The sequence below is a fragment of the Paenibacillus cellulosilyticus genome, assembly GCF_003182255.1.
Classification (GTDB): domain Bacteria; phylum Bacillota; class Bacilli; order Paenibacillales; family Paenibacillaceae; genus Paenibacillus_T; species Paenibacillus_T cellulosilyticus.
This window is the reverse complement of sequence record NZ_QGTQ01000053.1, coordinates 13,367-15,143: the sequence shown is the minus strand read 5'-3', so window position 1 is coordinate 15,143 and position 1,777 is coordinate 13,367. Positions and strand designations below refer to the sequence as shown.

At 52.4% G+C, this 1,777-nt stretch carries 1 protein-coding gene; it reads right to left on the bottom strand.

Annotation, left to right across the window (positions count from 1 at the left end; all coding sequences use genetic code 11):
• The coding region (locus DFQ01_RS31315) for a non-ribosomal peptide synthetase (protein WP_181394757.1) at positions 1-1,777 on the bottom strand (1,777 nt) is incomplete at both ends.

Genomic DNA, 1,777 nt, shown 5'->3' with positions numbered 1-1,777 from the left:
CTCCGCGTGCTCTTCAATCCGCTGCAATAGCTCGCCTTCGATCATATGGAAGCTGGTCCGGAGACTCTCATGCCGACGGACCAGCTCTTGGAAGGTGGCCTGAATCCGTGCGGGATCCAGCTTTCCTTCCAGCTTCAGCACGCCGGGCATATTGTACACGGTGCCCAGGTCATCCATTTGATGGATGACATACAGTCTCTTTTGGGCGGAAGACATCGGATAATCCCGCTTGATCGCTGCCACTGGAATGGGCTCGAAGCTCCGCTCGCCCTGCTCAGACAGCAGCTCGCCGATGGCGGCAACCGTGGAACTCTCGAACAGCGTCCGGAGCGGCAGGCGTATACCGGTGCTCGATTCAATCAAGTTCACGACCCGGGCAGCCTTCAGCGAATGCCCTCCAAGGTCAAAGAAACTGTCGTCGATGCTCACCTCTTCCAGCCCCAGCACTTCCTTGAACACGCTGGCCAGCATATCCTCCACCGGATTTCTTGGAGCGGTAATGACCCGATGACCCCATTCCGACGGTTCAGGGAGCGCTCTGCGGTCAAGCTTGCCGTTCCTTGTGACCGGCAGCCGGTCCAGTGCCATCAGATAGGACGGAATCATGTATTCCGGCAATACTTGTCTCAACTGCTGCTTCAGATCGATGGCGTTAGCAATGACAGGTCCGCTATTCACGATATAGGCGCATAATATCATCTCACCTGCTGGATCCCGCCTTGTTACAACGGCCGCATCAATGATCCCTGGTTGATTTCTAAGCACACTTTCGATTTCCCCCGGTTCAATGCGGTGGCCCCTGATCTTCACTTGCTCGTCCATTCTGCCCAAGAACTCAATATTGCCGTCCGGCAGCCATCTGGCCAGGTCGCCCGTCCGGTAAATACGTTCACCCGGAACATACGGATTGTCGATGAATTTCTGACGGGTCAGCTCCTCGCGGTTCAAATAACCTTTTGCTACTCCGTCGCCCCCTAAACATAATTCACCGGTCATCCCAATGCCGCACAATGTGGTTCCGTTCATGATGTAGGCTGTGCTGTTGCTTATCGATTGGCCGATCGGTATGTTGACCTGCTGGTGTTCAACCTTGTATGTCAGGGAGAACGTCGTATTCTCAGTCGGCCCGTAACAGTGAATAAGGGTAAGATCCTGATGATATTGCAGCAGCTTGTTCACATGTCTCTCGGAGATGGCTTGACCGCCAGTGAGGATATTTTTCATCCCCTTCATCCATCTCATATCGAGATCAACCAAGTTATTAAACAGCTGAGAGGTCAAAAACATCGTATTGAGGCGATTCTGTTCAACTAATTCCGCCAGCTTCCCGGGATCCGCTAGAAGATCACTGTCTATGAGACAGAGTGCTCCCCCATTCAATAGAGAGCCCCAAATTTCAAATGTCGCTGCGTCAAAAGATAAGGCGCCGGTCTGTAATATTCTCGCGTCACTAAAATCCACATAATTGGTTTGCTGAACGAGTCGGATCACATTTTGATGGGAGACAACAACGCCTTTAGGCATCCCTGTTGAACCTGAAGTATAAATCACATAGGCCGTATCTGAAGGGGAAGAAGCATACGGGGCCATGTCGAATCGCTCATAACGCTCCCGGATGTCGATCCTATGAATCCCTTCTGGAATCCAAGCCCCCGCCCCGATAGTTCCCGAACTGCACAGAATCGTATCGATCTGGCAATCTTCAAGCATAAAGCGGAGTCTGCTCTCCGGATAATCGCCATCCAGTGGCACATACCCGCAACCGCATTTCACAATC